We start from the raw sequence: 14,286 nt of genomic DNA on the forward strand, positions 1-14,286 counted from the left end.
GGCCTAGAGCCGCTCGCGGTCGCCGCTGTGCGGGGTGTACTCGCACGCGGTGCGCCGGCTGCCCGCGAAGGGTCAGAAGCCGCAGGACGCCCGCGCGTCCTGGAAGCGGTCGGGGTGGCGCCGACGGTACTCGACCAGGGACTGGGCGACCGCGGCGCCTTCGCCCACGGCGGCACCGACGCGCTTGACGGATCCGGAGCGTACGTCGCCCACGGCGAACACGCCGGGCACGCTGGTCTCCATCGGCAGCGCGTCCGGGCCGGCTCCACCGCTGCCGGTCAGCACGTACCCGCGCTCGTCGAGCCTCAGCGCGCCGCCGAGCCACTCGGTCGACGGCCGGCCGCCGATCAGCACGTACAGGCAGTGCGCGGCAACGGTGCGCTCGCCGCCGTCGCGGTCCCGCAGCCTGAGGGCGCTGAGGGTGCTCTCGCCGAGGCACTCGGCGACCTCGGTGCCCAGCAGGACCCGCAGGCCCGGGGTCCGCTCGATGCGCTGCACCAGGTAGCTCGACATCGAGGCGCCGAGGTCGGTGCCCCGTACCAGCAGGGTGACGGAGCGGGCGTAGCGCGCGAAGTAGAGGGCGGCCTGTCCGGCGGAGTTGCCCGCGCCCACCATGAACACGTCCTCCCCGGCGGTGGAGGGGGCGTCGGACAGGCACGACCCGTAGTACACGCCGGAGTTGAGGAGGCGGTCGACGCCGGGAGCCGTCAGGCGGTTCCAGTCCACGCCGGTGGCGACCACCACGGCGGCCGCGGTCACCGAGGCGCTCTCGTCGGTGCCCGCCTTGACGAACTCGACGGTGTGCCCGCCCGCCGCGGTCGGGGTCACGCCGCTGGCCACCCGCGTGGGCTGCCATTCGACGCGGGCCCGGCGGGCCTGTTGGAGGGCACGCTGGGCGAGGTCGCCACCCGTGAGGCCCACGGGGAACCCGAGGTAGTTCTCGATCCGCGAGGTCGTTCCCGCCTGGCCGCCGGGCGCGTCGTCCTCGATGACGACCACGCTCATGCCTTCGGCGGCGGCGTACACGGCCGCGGACAGGCCCCCGGGGCCGCCGCCGATCACCGCGACGTCGTAGTGGGCCCGCTCGGCCGGCCGGATGAGCCCGAGCCGCTCGGCCAGCTCGCTGATCGAGGGGTCCGCCATTTCGGTGCCGTCGCCGAGCCGGACGGTCACCGGGGCGTCGCGCACGTCCTCGTCGGGCAGCCAGCGGAAGATCACGCCACTGCGGCCGAGGAAGTCGCGGACCGCGTAGGCGGCGGGTGAGAAGCGGCTGCCGCGCACTTCGGCGGTCGGCAGGTCCCCGTGGCAGTCGGCGTTCCAGGTGCACAAGGAGTCGTCGAGCGCGCCCCTGAGGTGCTCGGCCGGGCCGTCGTCGCTCCGGGCGGCGACCCCGCCGGCCCCCTGGGACACGGCGTCACAAGAGCGGGCCAGCGGCAGCCAGCGTACGCCGGGGGGCGCGGCACCCGGGTCGGGGGCTTCGTCGGCGAGCACGGCTGCGACGGGCACCTTGCGGTGGGCCAGCGACCTCAGCGCCCGGACCACCTCCGCCGGTCCCGCGACCTGCAGCACGCGGAACGACGTCCGGTACCAGCTCTGCACCAGCTCGGCCGTCTCGTGCCGGCGGAGCGGATCGGGGTCGGAGAGAACGATCACCGGCAGTGCGGCATCGGCCATCAAGAGGTCCTCCAGTGGGTGTCGGGGCGGCTTCGCCCGCTCCGTCAACGAGCGGGAACGCGATACGGATCGGCCCCGCGTGCCGCCGGGGCGGGCGGGGCAGCGGGGGCGGGGAGGCGCCCCCGCCCGCCGCTCAGAGGCGGCCGAAGAACTGGTTGCCGCGGGCCGCGTGGTTCTCGCTCGTGTAGTACTCCTTCATCGCGGAGCTGATCTCGTCACGGCTCAGCTGCCCGTCGCCGTCGACGTCCAGCCGGTTGAAGGCCTCCTCGAAGGTCTCGCGGGGCAGGCGGAACATGCCGTGGAGCAGGGAGGTGTACTCCTCGCGGCTCAGCATGCCGTCGCCGTCGCGGTCACCGAGCTCGGTCCAGGCGTTGCTCATGGTCCTGATGCGGTCCCAGATCCGGTTCTGGTCCGTGACGATCCGCGCCCGGAACGCCGACCTGAACTCCTGCCGGTCGACGCCCCCGTCGTGGTCCTTGTCCATCTTCTCGAAGACGGTGTCCCACAACTGCGCCAGGGAGTCCCGGAGTCCGGCCACGGCGTCCGGGGCGTAGCCGAGTGATTCGGCGAGCTTGTCCGAGAGGCCGATGACGTCCGACTTCTCGAGCCGCCCGTCGCGGTCCGAGTCGAAGACGTCGAACGCCCGCTCCAGCTTGATGTCCAGAACGCTCACAGCATCCCCTTCACTGGGAGTAGTCGTCTCGCTACAGTGCGAGGCGGCCCCAGGAAACCACACGCCCCGGCCCCGCCGCACCGAAGGAGCGGGCCTGGTACGCATTCGGGTGACGAAGCCCGCCACCGCGCCGGGTTCCGAGGCGCGGGCCCCCATCTGCACGCCGACTCCGCCCGCCGCATCACCGGCACCCCCGCCCGTGCTCCGACTGCGCCGGACGCACCCTCCAGCCCGCCGCCGACCCGCACTCCCCGGCCTGCTCCCAGGCCGTCGCGCCCGGCAGACAGCGCGCCAACCGGCTGCGCGCGCTGCCGGAGCCACAGCGGGAGTTCTCCCGCGTCGACGCGGAGGCCATGTGCTCCGTCGGCGACGCCACCCCTCCCGGCCGCCAGCCTCTCCGGCACGTCGAGGCGATCAGGGACGCCGCCTACACGGAGGACGTGACCCGCGACTTCCTGCTCAGCCCGCCAGGCGGCCACCGGAAACGAGGGGGCGTTATGCGTCGAGGTAGTCACGGATTCCGGCCAGCGGGTCGCGGCCGTGCTCCCCGGCGTACTCACGTCGGCGAGCGTCGACCTCTTCAGGATGCGCCTGGCAGCAGTAGTCCCAGAAGTCGACCAGCACCCGGAACGCGTCGTCAAGGGTGAATGCACCCTGAACATGCTCGACGAAGTGGTTCTCCACTCTCACGCCCTGCGAGCTGATGGTGGCGGTGTGCGCGTTTCCGTCCAGATCCTCCGGCGCGAATCCCGGGTTGGCCTTCGCCTCGGTCACCAGGTCGATCGCCTCCAGGATGCACAGCGGCGAGAGCTGGATGTCGGCCGTCACCCACTGCCCCAGGACACTCAGCTCGTCAGGGCCGGAGAAGAACGGCGCCCTGAATGGGTTTGTAACGTAGTACTGAGTGCGGATCACTGCTCTGTTCTCCTTCTGACCTGCTACGGCATGATCGGCGTTCCTGCCAGCTCATGAAGGAGCCGAGTTCGCCATTGCTCATGGCCGCGACGATCTCGCCGTTCTCGGGTCCCCCTCCGAGGTCGTACAGACTCGAACCGTAACCCGGGATTCCGGAAGTCGGCACAGATATTCGACGACCGCGGCGACGGTCGGTCACCTCGCCGGCTCGGGTCTGCTGGTCCGCCTCGCCGGGGACTGCGAGTTCCCCGACGTCCACCCGGACCAGGTGGCCGCTCTGCTGCCTTGGGCCACGGTCTGGACCTGATGAGCCGCATTGTCAGTGCGGTGCGCTTCACTGTCCGCCATGGAGCTCACGCAAGCGGTCGTCAGCGACCTGTTGGCCCGACTCGGCCCGGGGGACAGCTATATGTACCTGCCCGGCGATCTGGACCCGCAGGAACTGACCGACCTACTCGCAGGCAGGTACGGCATCCCGCGCACCCTCGTCCTCGATGGCTTCACCGATCCGACGGTCGACGAGTCCAGGGGCGCGGCCCTCCTCGTCCCCTTCGAGGACCGCGCCGTGACGCTACGGGCGTGGGCATACGGGGATCAGTGGGTCGGCACGGGGATGGCGCGGGATGCCGAAGGGACCGAGCGGTCGGTGCTGGTAATCGCCGGCCGAGAGGTGCCCGAACCCTTGGGTGTCGCTCCGGACGAGGATGAGGACGAGGACATCGACTGGATGGAGCGGCTCAGACTGATCACCGGCTGGACGCAGTCCGACCAGCGGCCGGACATGGACTGGGTGGAGATGCAGTCCCGCCTGGGTACGGCGCTGCCGAGCGACTACAAGCGCATGGTCGAGACGTTCGGCAAGGGCGCCTTCGACGGATTCCTGGATCTGAACCAGGAGCCGTGGACGGACCTCATGGAAGACGGCCTGCTCATCTGGGCAGGCACGGAGCACGAGAACCTGTATTGCTGGAGGGCCGACGACGGCGACCCCGACCGCTGGCCTGTCGTGGTCCGGTCCTTCGACGGTGAGGACGTCCCCTTCGACTGCCAAGCCGCTGAGTTCGTCTGCCGCATCCTCATCGACCCGCACCACCCGTTCACGATGGCCCGCTTTTTCGACACTCACTGGTTCATGAACTACGGGTAGAGCGGCTGACCGAACCCTGCCGCCGACGGCAACGGTGGCCGCAGGTCACGGCGCAGACCTGCCGCCGCCGCATTCGCGGGCCTGATGACGCCGCATCGCGGGCGGTTCGCGCGTGTTGAGCCCCCGCGCCGGAGAACGTCGGTGAGAACTGACGCCGCTGCCGGGCGTCTGGAGTGTCAGTGGCTGCTGAGAACATCGAGTCATGACTGACCGCACTGCTTCGATCACAGCCTACTGGGATGCCGCCGCAGCCGCCTTCGACGACGAGCCCGACCACGGGCTGAGGGCTGACAACACACGCGCTGCGTGGACCCGGCTCCTGCACTCCTTGATGCCGACCGATCCAGTCGACGTTCTCGACATCGGCTGCGGCACCGGATCAGTGTCCTTGTTGTTGGCCGAGGCCGGACACCGGCCGACCGGGGTCGACCTGGCGCCGCGCATGGTTGAGCAGGCGCGCACGAAGTTCGAGACCGCCGGCCTTGCCGGCCGTTTCCTGGTCGGTGACGCCATGATGCCCCCGACCGGGGAACAGCGGTTCGATGTCGTGCTGTCGCGCCACCTGGTGTGGACGCTGCCCGATCCGGAGGCCGCCTTGCGCGAGTGGGTGACCCGCTTGCGGCCGGGAGGCCGGCTGGTACTGGTCGAGGGGCGGTGGCGTGAGGCAGGCCAGACGGGCGTCCCGTATGTGGCCGGCGCTGAATCGCTGCCGTGGAACGGCGGAATCAGCGCCGAGGACCTTGCTGCGGCCGTGCGCCCTCTTGTTGCCGCTGTGCGAATTGAGCCGCTCAGCAGCGATCCCGATCTGTGGGGTGGTCCGGTGGACGATGAACGGTATGCCCTGATCGCCGACGTGTGAGGGGCTGAGGCACGGTCAGCCCGCGGCGTCTTCGGCGGCGCGGGCGCGGGCGGTCGCGAGGCGATAGGAGTCGGTGCCGGTCTCGATGATCTCGCAGCCGAAGGCGAGACGGTCGACGATGGCAGCGCAGAGCTCAACGCGGCCGTAGCGGGCGATCGTGCATGCGGGGCCCGTCGAGCCGGCCGAGCCCGCGCACCCGGCAGCAGGCGGCTGCCGGGTGCGCGGTCCGTTCCGGACCCGGTAGGTGACGCACGGGCGGAGCCGGACGAACCCGGCCCGCCCCCGCGGCCGGGCCGCGCCGGCGCGGAGCGGGTGGGCGGCCCGCCGGGCGGCCTGCTGCCTTGCGGCACGGCCGGCCCCCGCAGGAGGGCGTGGACGGCGCGCTGATGGCGTCGGAGTCCGGCCAGTCGGGGCCGGGCGGCGGGACCGCGTACGGGGCGGTGGCCCGCTCGGGCACGGTCGGCGTCTTCCAGCCCGCGCGGGGCCGACGGACCTGCTCCGGCAGGGCCGTCGGCACGGTCCGACCGCCGTGGTCCGGTTCGTTACGCGCCGCCCGGAGCCAGGGATGCGTTCCAGAAAGCGGCGTAGCGGCCGCCGAGGCTCAGCAGTTCGTCGTGGCTGCCTTCCTCCACGATCCGGCCGCCGTCCAGGAAGACGACGCGATCGGCCCGATGGACGGTCCGCATCCGGTGCGCGACCATCACCACCGTCCGGCCGGCCATCAGGCGTTCGATGCCCTCGTGGACGGCGGCCTCGTTCACCGGGTCCAGCGCCGAGGTCACCTCGTCCAGCAGCACGACGGGCGCGTCCTTCAGCAGTGCCCGCGCGATCGAGACGCGCTGGCGCTCCCCGCCCGAGAGCAGCGCCCCGCCCTCGCCGACCCGCGTGGACCATCCACCCGGCAGGCGCTCGATCACCTCGTCCAACCGCGCCGCCGTCGCTGCCGCCCGTACCTCGGCGTCGTCCGCGTCAGGGCGGCCCAGACGCACGTTCTCCTCGATCGTGCCGTCGAAGAGATAGACGTCCTGGAAGACGATGGCGAACTGCGCCGCCAACACCTGCGGGTCGACCGCACGTACGTCCACACCGCCCACGCGCACGGCCCCCGCGTCCACGTCGTAGAACCTCGCGAGCAGCTGCAGGAACGTGCTCTTGCCGGAACCCGAGGGTCCGACCACGGCCAGCCGTTGTCCCTGCGGCAACGACAACGACAGGTGGTCGATCACCGTCCGGTCGCCGCGCCGGAAGGAGACGGACTCGAACTCCACGTCGTGCCGTACCGGCTGGACCGGTTCTGCGGCTTCCGGCAGTGGCTCGGTACGCAACACCGCGTCGAGCCTCTCCAGCTCGTGACGTGCGCCGCGCATCCGGCCGCCGAGGTCGGCCAGGGCCAGCAACGGATCCGCGCAGCGGGCGGCCAGCACCAGGAGCGACAGGACCTCCGCCGCACCGATGTCCCCGCCGAGCGCGAGGTAGGCGCCCAGGGCCAGCACCACGGTGAACGCCGTCTGCACCGTGAGCGTCAACCCCACCACGCCGGGCAGCGCCGACAGCGCGGAGCGCCGGGACGCGCGCTCGACGTCCCGCAGCGAGTCGTCGAGCAGCCTGAAGCGTTCGACGGTCCGGCCTCCGGCGCGCAGCACCGGCTGGGCCTGGAGGTACTCGATGACCCGCCCGGTGGCCTCGTGGTCACGTGCGTGCCGCTCGGCGTCGGCGGCGGCCATCGAGCGGCCGGTCCGGATCTGGATCACCGCCACGATCGGTACGGCGGCCGCCGCGGCCAGACCGATCTGCCAGTTGAAGGCCAGCATCACGACGACGATCGTCAGGGGGGTCACGCAGGCGGAGATGAACGGGCCCAGCAGGTGCGCGATCGCGCTCATCGCCTGGAGGACGCCGCGGCCGGCCAGGACGGACACCTCTCCGAGGCGGCCCGCTTCGTACCAGCCCAGGGGCAGTCGTGCCAGATGATCGCCGAGACGGTGGTACGTGCCGCGCAACAGCGTGGCTCCGGCATGGAAACCGGACCGGTCGCTGACGTACCGCAGTACCGCGTAGCCCGCGACCGCGGTCCCGAACGCGATCAGCCAGAGCCGGGCGTCTTCGGGCGTGCTGCCGAAAAGGGCCCGCAGTACGGGAACCAGCAGGGCGTAGGACAGGCCCTCGACCACCGCGGTCGCGCTCATCAGGGCCACGGTGCGACGCACCGGCCGGGCGTATTCGCGGCCCAGCACGCGCAGCAGCATTCGGATCATCGGGGCCCGCCTCCTCGAGGTACGTCATCCGGCGTCGCGACCTGGTCGGCCGTCGTCGTCCGCCGGGACCAGAACGCGGCGAACCTTCCGGGGCGCGCCAGCAGATCGGCCGGTCTGCCCTGTTCGACGACCAGTCCTTCGTCCAGCATCACGACGGTGTCGGCGTCGGCGATCGTCTCCAGGCGATGGGCGATGACTAGGACCGTCCGGTCACCCCCCAGCGTCGCCAGTGCCCGGCGCACCGCCTGTTCGGTCTGCGGGTCCGCGAAGGCGGTCGCCTCGTCGAGCACGAGGACGGGCGCGTCGGCGAGCAGTGCGCGTGCGAGCGCGATCCGCTGTGCCTCGCCACCCGACAGACCGGCGTCCTCACCGACCACCGACCGGTATCCGCGGGGCAGCTCGAGGATCCGGTCGTGGATGTTCGCCAGTCGGGCGGCGCGCACCACGTCGTCGAGGTCGGCGTGCGGTACCGCCAGGGCGATGTTGTCCGCGACCGATGCACGCAGCAGGCGGACGTCCTGGAAGACGAAGGAGACCGTCCGGTAGAGCTCCCGGCTGCCGAGCTCGCGCAGATCCACACCGCCCAGGGTCACCGAGCCGTGGGTCGGGTCGAAGAACCGCGGCAACAGCTGCACCAGCGTGGACTTCCCGCTCCCCGACGGCCCCACGATCGCGGTGGTCGTCCCCGGTTCGAGTACCAGGTCGACGCCGCGCAGGACCTCGCGATCGGCGTCGTAGCCGAACCGGACGCCCCGCAGTTCCACCCGGTGACCCCGCGGCGCCACCGGGTGCGCGGGCTCGGGCAGCGGCCGCACCGCGAGCACCTCCCGGATCCGGCCGATGGCGCGGCGGGCCGCCTGCATGTCGTCGAACCCGTGGCCGAGGGCCGCCACCGGAGCGGTCAGGCCCAGTCCGAGCAGCAGGAAGGGCAGCAGGTCGGCCGGAGCCATGCCACCGGTGGTGATCAGAGCGGTACCGCCGATCAGGACGACCGACAGTACGAACGGCGGCGACAGCACCACCTGCATGGCGGCGGCGACGCCGGCGAGCCCGCGCACCATCCCGAGGAAGCTGCCGACGAAATCGTCCACGGCCGTGAGGAACCGACGGTGGGCGCGCCCCGACGCCCCGAACGCCTTCACCACCGCGATGCCCTGGACGAACTCGACGACGGAACTCGAGATCCGTCCCATGGCCGCGTCGAACTCCTCCTGCTCGCGCAACCGGGCCGGGGTCATCATCAGGGGGACCAGCGCCACGGCCAGCACGACCGGTATCAGCGTGATCAGCGTGAGCCGCCAGTCGACGGTGAACAGGTAGACCAGCGACGCCAGAGGAACCACGAAGGCGGAAACCAGCTCCCCGGGGGCGTGGGCGATGAACGGGTGCACGGCGCTGACGTCGTCCCCCACCACCTTGGCCAGCTCACCGGTCCGGCGCCGGGAGAACCAGCCGATCGGCACCCGCCCGAGCCGCGCGGCCAGTCGCCGGCGGAGCGTCAGTTGCACCTGGCCGTCCACGACGTGTCCCAGTCCTGACGAGGCGGCCGTGAACAGAAGCCGGAGGAACAGGCCCGCGGCACCCTCGATCACGACGATCCGGACATGGCCGGCGTCGACCGGGCCGGGTGCCAAGAGGGTGCGCCCCAGCTCGACGACGGCCAGCAGCGGCATCAGACCGGCGAGGGCGCCGATGACCTGCAATGTCACCACGGCGGCGAAACTCGCGTAGTGGGGGCGCAGCAGCCCCGTCGTGCTCTCTTCCGCCGCGCGATCGGCAGCGGGCGGTGGTGCGGAGCGCTCCCTGGCCTCGGTGAGGTCGGTGGTGGTCATGCTCCTCCTGTCTTCGTCGATCCCGCCGCGACCGGGCCCGGAACGGGGCCCGCGGTCATGGGGATGGGTGGGGGAGTGGCGGTGGCCACATGCGTGATCAAGGACGCCCGGGCGTGCCTGTTTTCGGCCGGTCGGGCCGGAACGGTTCGGCGAGCTGGGCGAGGTAGGAGACCGGGTAGTCGGGCTTGGCGGCCATGCCCAGGTCCTCGGAGGTGAACCGCCGGTCCGGGTCGTAGGTGTAGGTGCGCATCGCGTGGTCCCAGACGAGGGTGAACAGGCCGAAGTTGACGTCTCCGATGCCGGCCCATTTCAGGTGGTGGAACCGGTGGCCCTGGTTGAGGGCGAGGACCTTGGTGAGCGGCCCGGTGCGGTAATCGGCGTTGGAGTGCTGGAGCAGTAGCTGGACGGCGACGGCGAAGGCCAGGACGGAGGCGACGTCGAGGGGCATGCCGAGCAGCAGCAGCGGGGTGACGCCCCCGAGGGTCTCGAGGCTCTGGTGGAGGGGGTGCTTCATCAGACCGTTGAAGCCGTAGAAGCGCGTGACGCTGTGGTGGACGGCGTGCAGCCGCCACAGCCAGCCGACGTGGTGGCTGGCGCGGTGTACGAGGGTGATGCCGACGTCGGCGACGGCGACGGCGAGCAGCACCTGGCACCACAGCGGCCAGCTGTCCGGCCACGCCCCCGAGGCCGGTGCGAGCGCGGCGGCCGCGGGTACGACGGCGAGTCCGGCCAGGGTGAACACCTCGTTGACGAACGCGTGGACGGTGTCGCGGCGGCCGTCCCCGCGCGGGGTGTTCCACGCGGGCAGGTACGGGAGCACGCGTTCGGCGGCGAACGAGCAGCCCACCGCGAACGCCAACAGCACCAGCAGCCAGGGTTTCGGGGCTCCGGCGCTCACCAGCCAGATGGCGGCACCGTTGACGCCGAGCAGCATGAAGGGCACGTACGCGTACCGGACCAGGAAGCGAGCGGGGGCGGCAGCGGGCGCCGCGGCGGTCGTTGTGGGCATACCGGCAGCCTCGCGGCCGCGGTGCCCGGCGGGCTTGAACGGATCCGCTACCGGCCCCGCCGCGTATCGGGGCCGTCGGCCGTCGGCGTCCAGTGGGCGGCGGCCAGGGCCTGGGAGGGGGTGATGCCGAACATGGCCTTGCACACACGGGTCAGGTGGGCGCTGTCCGAGAACCCGGCGGCGTGCGCGGCCTCGGTGGCGTTCGCCCCACCACGCACCGAGACGATCGCGGCCTGCAGCCGCGCCCACCGCACCGCCGCCGGGAACGACCAGCCCAACTGCTCGGCGAACAGGTGCCCCAGCCGGCTCGCGGACACCCCGGCCCGGGCGGCGACCTCGCCCACCCGCACCGGTCCGTCCGCCACCGCGCCCGGCAGCGCCGCCAGCGCCGCCGCGAGGGCCGGATGCCGGGGCTGCCCGGGGGCAGCGGCGCCGAGCCTGTCCAGCGCACGCAGCACACCTGCCGCCGACACGGCGACGGGCGGCGGCTCGGCCTCGGCGAACACGGACGCCGCGGCGGCCCAGCCGGCCACCCCACCACGGGCCGCGGTGTCGTGCAGGGCGCGTCCGGCGGTGGTGTCCGCGTCGAGGTAGACCATCACCCCCATCGGCGGCGGCCCCGGTGCCGGACGCACGCGATGCGTGTGCCCGGCGGGGATGACGGCGGCTCGTACGGGCAGTTCGTCCCGCCCGTCGCTCAGCAGCACTCTGCCGGACCCGCACGCCAGTACCTGTACGGCGGCGTGCGCGTGCTCCCGGGCCTCGCCGATCACCCCGGCCACGACCAGGCGGCCCGGCGCCGCATCGACCTCGACCCGCCACGCGTCGGCACCGCCCCCGGACGACGCCACGGACCCCAGGGTGCCCGTGCTCAAGGCTGCCGCGCCGGCGTGGACACGGGCGGCACCACCCGGCCGGCCGTGACGGGCTCCGGCGCGGTCGCCGGAACCCCGACCGGCCGCAGGACCCCGGCGGGTACCCGTACGCCACCACGCGCGGCGGCGCGCGCACGGCGGCCCGCGGGCTCCCGGAGCGAACGCGGGACGCCACCGCCCCCGCCGATCCGCGGGCGCCGAGCCACCCCGACGGACCGATGCGGACCGCCGAGGTCCTTTGCCAAGCCCACGCGCGTGATCCCCTTCACCCGTCCGCGTCCGCCCACGAGAGCCGACGACGGTCACGTACGGACCGGCCCCCGCCGGAACACCGGGAGTATACGGAGGGAGCGAGCACCATCCGCACGCCCTGGAGCCGTCCTCGGCGAGGGCGTCATCGCCGCCGACGGGCCGACGGGCGGGATCATCGCCGACGAGGAGCTCATCGCCCGGCACCGCCTGGAGCTGCCGTTCGCCTTCGTGCTGAGCTCCCCACCTGACTTTGGTCCGACCGGCTGGATGTGCCGGTGGTTCGTGCCGGGGTGCTCCGCGGCGCGGCGGAGTCGAGGTTATGAAGGGAATCGAACGACATCGGATGGCATTTCGCTATCCGGTCATTCCCGAACATCAACCTCAGGAGTCGCATGATGCGCCCCATCAGAGCGGCCGGCATCGGCACGGCCACGCTGGTCACCCTCCTCGCCTGCACCACCGTCGCGGCCGCCGCGACGGACACCGGTTCCGCCCAGGACAGGGACAAGACCCGGGTCATCACGGTCCTGGGCGAGGTGCAGCAGCTCACACGCTTCCCCGTCACCCCCGGCAGCGTCTCGCAGGGCGATGAAGTCGTCGTCCGCTCGGACCTCTTCGACGAGGACCACAACAAGGTCGGCGAGACCCACGGCACCTGCACCACCACCCGGGGCGGCGCCGATGAAGCGGAGCAGTGCCTCGTGACCTACATCCTCCCGGGCGGCCAGCTCACAGTGCAGGGCGTGTACTTCAACTACCTGGACCAGGGTCCCTTCGACAACGCGATCACCGGCGGCACCGGGGAGTACAAGAAGGCTCGCGGCTGGGTCCACGCCGACACGATCGCCACGACCCCCAAGGTCGTGAGGCGCTTCACGATCCACCTCGTCTGACGGACCCGGACGTCGCACAACCCCGGAATCCGGCCTTCTCCCCTGGCCTCGCACCATCGGAGCCGGTCGTACGAAGGCCGGCTCCGGCTCCTCCAGCACGCTGGCAAGCTTCGCCCCTGACGCTCCTACAGATCATCAAGCCGGGCTGCGAAGTCCAAAAAGATGCGTTCATGGCTCGGGTTGATGAGGTCAAGGCGATGTTCTGGGGCGAGGGCCTGTAGGGGGTTCAGCCACCGCTGACCGACGCGGTCGTTCCGGATGCCGAGCGCCAGCTCGGTGTCTGTCTGCCGGCCGCGTTGCTGGAGATCCTGCGGCCGGCGTCATGATCCGGCTCCGCCCGAGCCCGCCGTGTTCAGGATGCCTGTGCTGCTGAGATGCCTGGAGACCTCGCGGGCGACGAACCTCTTGAGGGGGTTGGCTCCTGCGGTGATCAGCAGTTGGCCAGCCGTCACGGTGCCTACCCCGGGCAGTGCGATGAGATCGGGCGCCGCCCGCGTCACGAAGGGATTCAGGCCCGCATCCTTCACCGAGGTGGTCGAGTGCCTGGCAGTACCGGCCGTGCGCCCCGCCCGGGACACGGAGTTGCCGCGTCGGTCCAAGGACGCGCTCGCCGCCGCCGGCTACTTCGTCCTCTCGGTTCTCCCGGACGAGGCGTAGCTGCCCCTGGCCCGGTACAGCGCCGAGCACACCCTCGCGCGGGACCATGCCGACAAGTCGAATATGCAGGCGTCGGGCTGGACGGCGGTCAGCAGCTCGAGGACCGGGGGGTGAAAGCCGGTCATGGGCGGGTCCGCCGGGGCGGGTGGCGGCGACCGCGTCGCGCAGTCCTCTCGCGGCCAGGGCATGGACCTGCGTGCCGGTGACGGTGAGGAAGGGACGCGGTCCGTACATGACGGGGAGGTCGCACCATGTGCCGTGGGAGTCCTGGGTCTCGATGAGGAAGCGCCTGCCGCGCTCCACAGCGGCGTCCTGGGGGCCGGCGCCGTGCTGCGCCAGGGCGGTGAGGGCCAGGCCGGTGGCGGCGGGGCTGGAGTGCGGCTCGCCGGGCAGGGGCGATGGCTGCGGCAGCGAACTGTGCCGAGAAGGACGTACCCGCGCTTGCCTGGGCAAGCCGCCCCGCACCCAGGCTTGCCCACCCCGGCCTGGGTCCGTCGGCAGGGGGCGTCGGCCACCTGTGGGCCTTCGCCTCACTGAGTGGTTCAGCCGGCGCGGACGCCCACTACCGTCGCTGCCGGGCAGGCGGGGACTGGCACATGCAGGCTCTGCGGCATCTGTTCAATCGGATGCTCGGCCAGCTTCACCACTGCCTTCACGCGCGCAGTCTGTTCGACGAAGCGATCGCCTACCCAGCAGACGCCGCTACCGGGTCACTGACGGGACTTCCTTCTCCGGCATAGCCATGACGAGACCCGAGCTGACGGGGCGCTCGTCGTTGACAAGAATGAGCCGGTTCCTGGCCCAGGTATCGAGCCGGTCGCATGCCCAGGCCGGGTCGTACGCTGCCGTGGGCAGCTGCGGTATGCGCTTTCGACCGGTCTCGTCGAGCCGATAGGGGACGTCGAAGGCCGTGGTCCAGCCGTCCAGGTTCGCGGCGAACCGCTCTTCCGCCTCTGCTGGACTGATGCCCAGGTAGTGGGCGATCTCTGCCCAGGAGCTGCCTCGCTCGCGTTCGTAGATCATGGCCGAGGCCAGAGCGCGCTCCGCGAGTTCGATGAGCTGGAATGCCTGGCTTACCCGGCCCCCGGGAGCGGTGTCAGGGTCGTTCTCGGTGGCGACCAGACCAGTGGCGCCATCCGCGACATCCGCTGCGTGATCGCACAGAACGAGGCGGGCCAGCGCCTGGCGGGTGAATCGGGCACGGTCGGCGTCATACGGGGTTGTCTCAGCCACCCCCACAGCCTC

Annotated in this window: 12 protein-coding genes and 1 pseudogene; 4 read left to right on the top strand and 9 right to left on the bottom strand. The window is 71.8% G+C overall.

Annotation, left to right across the window (positions count from 1 at the left end; translation table 11 throughout):
• Nucleotides 1–72: 72 nt before the first annotated feature.
• The 3 genes from ACZ501_RS27595 to ACZ501_RS27605 form a co-directional block, all read right to left on the bottom strand.
• On the bottom strand, nt 73–1,674 hold the full coding sequence (locus ACZ501_RS27595) for an NAD(P)/FAD-dependent oxidoreductase (RefSeq protein WP_468799039.1): 1,602 nt from the start codon (nt 1,672–1,674) through the stop codon (nt 73–75).
• Nucleotides 1,675–1,807: 133 nt separating this feature from the next.
• Nucleotides 1,808–2,347 (bottom strand): EF-hand domain-containing protein, encoded by a 540-nt coding sequence (locus ACZ501_RS27600; RefSeq protein WP_361602864.1) that lies wholly within the window; start codon nt 2,345–2,347, stop codon nt 1,808–1,810.
• A gap of 495 nt (nt 2,348–2,842) precedes the next feature.
• The gene (locus tag ACZ501_RS27605; RefSeq protein WP_468799041.1) at nt 2,843–3,262 is read right to left on the bottom strand and encodes a hypothetical protein; all 420 of its coding nucleotides are present in this window, start codon (nt 3,260–3,262) and stop codon (nt 2,843–2,845) included.
• A 346-nt stretch (nt 3,263–3,608) separates the two neighbouring features.
• On the opposite strand from ACZ501_RS27605, the gene ACZ501_RS27610 reads away from it, so the two are divergent.
• Both ACZ501_RS27610 and ACZ501_RS27615 read left to right on the top strand, forming a co-directional pair.
• Entirely contained in the window at nt 3,609–4,409 is an 801-nt protein-coding gene (locus ACZ501_RS27610) for a hypothetical protein (RefSeq protein ID WP_468799043.1), read from the top strand.
• Nucleotides 4,410–4,611: 202 nt separating this feature from the next.
• On the top strand, nt 4,612–5,268 hold the full coding sequence (locus ACZ501_RS27615) for a class I SAM-dependent methyltransferase (protein WP_468799045.1): 657 nt from the start codon (nt 4,612–4,614) through the stop codon (nt 5,266–5,268).
• A gap of 15 nt (nt 5,269–5,283) precedes the next feature.
• On the opposite strand, the pseudogene ACZ501_RS27620 reads toward ACZ501_RS27615, so the two are convergent.
• From ACZ501_RS27620 to ACZ501_RS27640, 5 genes and pseudogenes are all read right to left on the bottom strand, one after another.
• Nucleotides 5,284–5,400, bottom strand: a pseudogene (locus tag ACZ501_RS27620) (IS21-like element helper ATPase IstB); the annotation flags it as partial.
• A 410-nt stretch (nt 5,401–5,810) separates the two neighbouring features.
• Nucleotides 5,811–7,523, bottom strand: coding sequence for an ABC transporter ATP-binding protein (locus ACZ501_RS27625; RefSeq protein ID WP_468799047.1), 1,713 nt, complete (start codon nt 7,521–7,523; stop codon nt 5,811–5,813).
• Nucleotides 7,520–9,355 (bottom strand): ABC transporter ATP-binding protein, encoded by a 1,836-nt coding sequence (locus ACZ501_RS27630; protein WP_468799049.1) that lies wholly within the window; start codon nt 9,353–9,355, stop codon nt 7,520–7,522. Before ACZ501_RS27630 ends, ACZ501_RS27625 begins: the two co-directional genes overlap by 4 nt.
• 97 nt (nt 9,356–9,452) lie before the next feature.
• Nucleotides 9,453–10,364: a sterol desaturase family protein gene (locus ACZ501_RS27635; protein ID WP_362456860.1), complete on the bottom strand. Its 912-nt coding sequence runs from the start codon at nt 10,362–10,364 to the stop codon at nt 9,453–9,455.
• Nucleotides 10,365–10,411: 47 nt separating this feature from the next.
• Nucleotides 10,412–11,215: a helix-turn-helix transcriptional regulator gene (locus ACZ501_RS27640; protein ID WP_468799051.1), complete on the bottom strand. Its 804-nt coding sequence runs from the start codon at nt 11,213–11,215 to the stop codon at nt 10,412–10,414.
• Nucleotides 11,216–11,886: 671 nt separating this feature from the next.
• Here ACZ501_RS27640 and ACZ501_RS27645 point away from each other — a divergent pair.
• Both ACZ501_RS27645 and ACZ501_RS27650 read left to right on the top strand, forming a co-directional pair.
• Nucleotides 11,887–12,384 (top strand): allene oxide cyclase barrel-like domain-containing protein, encoded by a 498-nt coding sequence (locus tag ACZ501_RS27645; protein ID WP_362456865.1) that lies wholly within the window; start codon nt 11,887–11,889, stop codon nt 12,382–12,384.
• Nucleotides 12,385–12,858: 474 nt separating this feature from the next.
• Complete coding sequence (locus ACZ501_RS27650) at nt 12,859–13,041, top strand: hypothetical protein (protein ID WP_468799236.1); 183 nt, start codon at nt 12,859–12,861, stop codon at nt 13,039–13,041.
• Between the two features lie 702 nt (nt 13,042–13,743).
• Here ACZ501_RS27650 and ACZ501_RS27655 read toward each other — a convergent pair.
• Nucleotides 13,744–14,274, bottom strand: a complete 531-nt coding sequence (locus ACZ501_RS27655) for a hypothetical protein (RefSeq protein WP_361606816.1) — start codon at nt 14,272–14,274, stop codon at nt 13,744–13,746.
• Nucleotides 14,275–14,286: the final 12 nt, after the last annotated feature.

This window comes from Streptomyces sp. NPDC034085 (assembly GCF_055575555.1).

Excerpts from the sequence above, each read along its gene's own strand:
- ACZ501_RS27595 (WP_468799039.1), bottom strand. The coding sequence starts at position 1,674 with ATGGCCGATGCCGCACTGCCGGTGATCGTTCTCTCCGACCCCGATCCG.
- ACZ501_RS27610 (WP_468799043.1), top strand. The coding sequence starts at position 3,609 with ATGGAGCTCACGCAAGCGGTCGTCAGCGACCTGTTGGCCCGACTCGGC.
- ACZ501_RS27615 (WP_468799045.1), top strand. The coding sequence starts at position 4,612 with ATGACTGACCGCACTGCTTCGATCACAGCCTACTGGGATGCCGCCGCA.
- ACZ501_RS27625 (WP_468799047.1), bottom strand. The coding sequence starts at position 7,523 with ATGATCCGAATGCTGCTGCGCGTGCTGGGCCGCGAATACGCCCGGCCG.
- ACZ501_RS27630 (WP_468799049.1), bottom strand. The coding sequence starts at position 9,355 with ATGACCACCACCGACCTCACCGAGGCCAGGGAGCGCTCCGCACCACCG.
- ACZ501_RS27635 (WP_362456860.1), bottom strand. The coding sequence starts at position 10,364 with ATGCCCACAACGACCGCCGCGGCGCCCGCTGCCGCCCCCGCTCGCTTC.
- ACZ501_RS27645 (WP_362456865.1), top strand. The coding sequence starts at position 11,887 with ATGCGCCCCATCAGAGCGGCCGGCATCGGCACGGCCACGCTGGTCACC.
- ACZ501_RS27650 (WP_468799236.1), top strand. The coding sequence starts at position 12,859 with ATGAGATCGGGCGCCGCCCGCGTCACGAAGGGATTCAGGCCCGCATCC.